The 3,806-nt window shown below is 68.3% G+C and carries 3 protein-coding genes; all 3 read right to left on the bottom strand.

The features are described 5' to 3' along the window. Positions 1–269: 269 nt before the first annotated feature. The 3 genes from OXM58_13690 to OXM58_13680 all read right to left on the bottom strand — a co-directional run bounded on the left by OXM58_13690 (position 270) and on the right by OXM58_13680 (position 3,689). Positions 270–434 carry a hypothetical protein gene (locus OXM58_13690; GenBank protein MDE0149417.1) on the bottom strand — a complete coding sequence of 55 codons (165 nt, stop codon included), beginning with the start codon at positions 432–434 and terminating at the stop codon, positions 270–272. An 80-nt stretch (positions 435–514) separates the two neighbouring features. Further along, complete coding sequence (locus OXM58_13685; GenBank protein ID MDE0149416.1) at positions 515–1,945, bottom strand: surface lipoprotein assembly modifier; 1,431 nt, start codon at positions 1,943–1,945, stop codon at positions 515–517. A 94-nt stretch (positions 1,946–2,039) separates the two neighbouring features. Continuing rightward, entirely contained in the window at positions 2,040–3,689 is a 1,650-nt protein-coding gene (locus OXM58_13680; GenBank protein ID MDE0149415.1) for a hypothetical protein, read from the bottom strand. Positions 3,690–3,806 lie beyond the last annotated feature (117 nt).

The following is a 3,806-nucleotide window of genomic DNA, read 5'->3' as shown; positions in this document are numbered from 1 at the left end:
GATTCGATCCAGACCGCCGCCGCCCGCATCACCGGCAGCATCGGCACCGACCTGCAGGAGGGCGGCGCCCCTCGATACGGCGCTGACGCGCCTACTCGGGATGAGGGTGTGTAATGCGTTTACTCCCCTTCACCCTCATCCTGAGTAGCCCCGGATGAAATCCGGGGCGTATCGAAGGGCCTGCCCTGGGCCTGCCGGAAGGGCGCGGAAGAAAAAGGTCCGGATGTCGCCATCCGGGCCCGGTATTGTCTTCGGAAAGCGGCCCTGGATCAAATGCACTTCTTCTTCACATAGACGCCGAGAGCGGCGCGCCGTTCGGCGTCGCCGCCGTCCAGCATGGCGGCGGCGAGGTCCGTGCAGCCCATCGCCTCCAGCCGTTCGGGCGCGGCCGGAGGATCGGCCAGCCAGACCATCGCCGCCGCGACCGCGAGCACGGCGGCGCCGACGATCGCCGCGACCGCAACCGGCCCGACGCCCCTCGATACGCCCCGACCGGTGCCCCCCCTGTCATGCCTCAGAACTGCCGCACGGCCCGCAATTCGCCGCGGGTCCGCCGGAAGCTGGAGAGTTGCGCATTGGAAGCGCGCGCCTCGTAGATGCCGACAAGCTGCGGGCTGAAGCCGCCCAGGGTGAAGGCGCGGTTGAACAAGCTCAGCCGGTAGGTCTGCCCCCGGTCCACGCGCCGGGCGTCGCCGCGGGTCAGCACCCGCCAGTATGGGCTGGCCTCGTAGGTCGTCCGGTAGAAGTTGGCCGACGCGCCGACCGTAAAGCCCCAGGGCAGCGCATAGCTCGCCGAGACCTGCACCCAGGGCCGTGCGTTGCGCTGGTGATCGACGCGCGGCACCTCTGCGGACCAGCCGGCGTTCGCGCCGACCGACAGGGTCGGCGTCGCCTGCCAGTTCAGATTGAGCGACGCCTGCCAGCGCGGCCCGTTCAGCCCGCCGCTGTCCTCGTAGATCCGCTGGTGCCAGCTCGCGGCCTGGCGCGTGAACAGGCGCGGGCCGAGGCGCTGGGCGGCCTCCAGGCGCAGGCCGGTTTCGCTGTATTCGAAGTCGCCCGCGCTCAGAAGCTGACGCACGCTGGCGAGCAGGCTGAGCTCCCAGGTCCGGCCGGCGAGCCAGCGCGGCCCGGCATGGCCGGCGATCAGCGTGCGGTCGAAGCGGGCATGGGCGTATTCCTGGCGCCAGAGGTCTCCGCCCACGCGCAGGCGCAGGGGCCGGCCCCACAGGTCCGGGAGCGGCTGCTGGTATTCGGCGCCGCCCCACAGCAGCAGGCCGATGCCGGACGAGGGCCGCGAATCGTCGCTAACCCGGAAGGGCAGGACGGTGCCGAACGCCGGCAGCCAGACCGTATCCGCGCCGGAGGCCGCGCCGACATTGGTGTCCGGCGCCAGGGCGAAGCCGAAATAGGCGCTCCAGCGCTTGCGCGCCCGGATCGCGCCGAGAAAGCGGTTGACGTTCGCCACGACCGCCTCAGGCGGCTTGCCGGCCAGCACCCGCTCGAAATGGCGCCGGGCCAGCGTATCCTCGCGCTTGAGGAAGAAGGCGCGGGCCAGTTCCAGCCGGGGGCGCGTCAGGCCGGGCCGGATCGTCAGCATGCGCCGCAGGGCGGCGATGGCGGCGTCGAGGAAGGCGTCGCGCGTCTTCTCGTCGACGCCCTTGCGGCCCGCCGCGATCCCGGCCTGGCCGACCAGGAACAGCAGGGAAAGATCGTTGGGGCGAGCTTCGACGGCCGGCCGCAGGACGGCGAGCGCCTGCACCGGCCGCCCGGCCCGGAGCAGCGCCTTGGCCCGGTCGGCGGCGGATTGCGGCGCGGCGGGTTTCGATTGGGCCGGCTTTTGGGCCAGGGCCGGGAGAGGGCCTGCGAAGGCCATCGGCAGGGCCATAGCGGCGGCAAGGCAGGTGACCGGCAAAGCCGACCGCTGCAAGCGCGCGGGGAGGAGCATGGCGCGATCGTCCGGAAGCTGGGGCCTGGGAAAAAGAAGGGCGGCGCGAACGCCGCCCTTTGAGCATGCAAGGGGAAATTTGCCCCTTTGGGGGTTAGTCCGCCCGGGTCGTGTAGGCGCCGGCCGCGGAGCCGTCGCCGAAGGTGGCGGTGAACGCGCCGAAGAAGCCCGTCGGACGCTGGTTTTGGGCGGTCGTGCCCGGATTGCCATCGTGATCGACCGGTGTCGGACCGTATGCCTGCGTACTCCACGCGCCCGGAGAACCGCCACCAGCGGTTGTGCCGTTGATGAAGTTACCGGCAGTGGGACCCAGGTTGGTTTCGTTAAGGAGAACGGTCCAGTTTCCGACTGCCCCACCCTGGAAGTTCGAAACCCGACCGCGCAATGTCGGCTGCGTTGCGAACTTCGCCGTCAGGTTGACGTCGGCGGTGAACTGACCGGAGTTGTCGCCACGCTTCGAAATGCCGACGGCCGAGCCGCTGTAGGTCGCCGTGACATCCGCCGCGGGATCGCCAGCCTGCCCGAGATTGAGATTCTGAACGTTGCCGTCCGACTCTGCGAACAGGGTGACGCCGGTGGCCGCGCCGGTGGCACTATAGGTCAGCCAGTAGCCGTAGCGGGCGTACATGGTCGCCGCCTTATACATTCCCGCCATGTCCGGATTCGCATCGTAGAGTTGCGTCGTCGAAGTCGGGGTGAAGTACCAGCCACTACCCAACGTCCCGTCGGCATTTACCTTGCAACCGTCGTCGCCCCCCAGGCACCAGACCGCGCCCGGAATGCCCTTGTACTCCGTGCCCGGTGTGGTTGTAGTGGAGGCGGCGCCATAGGCGGTGCCGTCGACGAACGTGCCCGTGGAGACCAGAACAGGAGTACCGGTCTTGTCCACGGCCGACGCCATCATGCCGGCGATCAACGCCACCGGAAGGGCCGCATTAGTGTCGCCGATCCGCTCCATCATGATGTTATCTTCGCCGACGATCATGGCCCAGGTCATGGCCCCGATGGCTGCGGCATCGTTCTTGATGCCATCCCTTGATGTCGCGTCGGCGATGTCAGCGGTGTTGAGAGCGGCATCTACGCTAGCGGTGCCGATGGCCGTCATGACCTCGCCTGCTATCCGCTTGCCGATGACAGCGGGCATCATCGGATAGTCTTCGGCCAACTTGTTGGCTCCCTTGACCTGGGCAACCGCGTCCCTCAGTGAATCCACTTCCGTGGTCGGGGTGGTGGTGCCAGTCTGCAGCGGGTTCTTGTCGAGGATCGCCTGGGCGTTCTTTTTCTGGGCCGTCGCCTGCTCGACCGCATGTTCGGCTGCCGCAATCGCACCGGCCCGGCCCGCGTCATCCTCGGGAAGGCCCTCAGCCGCGGTCTTCGCCGCCATGGCATCGGTCAGCGCATCGTCTGCGTCCATGACGGCCTGATTAGCAGCCGTCTCCGCATCCAGAATCATCTGTGCGTTCGCGATGGCCATTGCCGAGTCGCCCTTGACGGACTCAGCAGTGAGCATGCGCGCGTATTTGAGCGCGTCCTTCTCGGCCTGCGTCGCGGCCATGCTGGCGGCCATGGCGTCCGTGACCGCATCCGCCGCGTCGGCTTTGATGCTCTCGGCTGTCGGACCCGCCGGCGGTGGCGGCGTCGGATCCGGCATCGTCGCCGTCGTTCCACCTCCCCCACCGCCGCAGGCGGCAAGAGCAAACGCCGCCGCAAAGCAGATTCCTGCCAGTTTAAGTCGTGAACTCATCTTTGTTCTCCCGATACCGGCGCAGGCCTCGTGCCGTCAGCGCCGCACTTTGGAAGGTTTAGTAGAAGCGGAGGAACCGACTTCCCCCTTGCGGTAGAGGACGAAGCCGTCCCCGTC

Source organism: Rhodospirillaceae bacterium, assembly GCA_028819475.1.
Taxonomy (GTDB): Bacteria; Pseudomonadota; Alphaproteobacteria; order Bin65; family Bin65; genus Bin65.
Note: the sequence above shows the minus strand (reverse complement) of the source record. Positions and strands in the feature narration are given on the sequence as shown.

Coding starts and splice junctions, on each gene's coding strand:
- OXM58_13680 (MDE0149415.1), bottom strand. CDS start 3,689: ATGAGTTCACGACTTAAACTGGCAGGAATCTGCTTTGCGGCGGCGTTT.
- OXM58_13685 (MDE0149416.1), bottom strand. CDS start 1,945: ATGCTCCTCCCCGCGCGCTTGCAGCGGTCGGCTTTGCCGGTCACCTGC.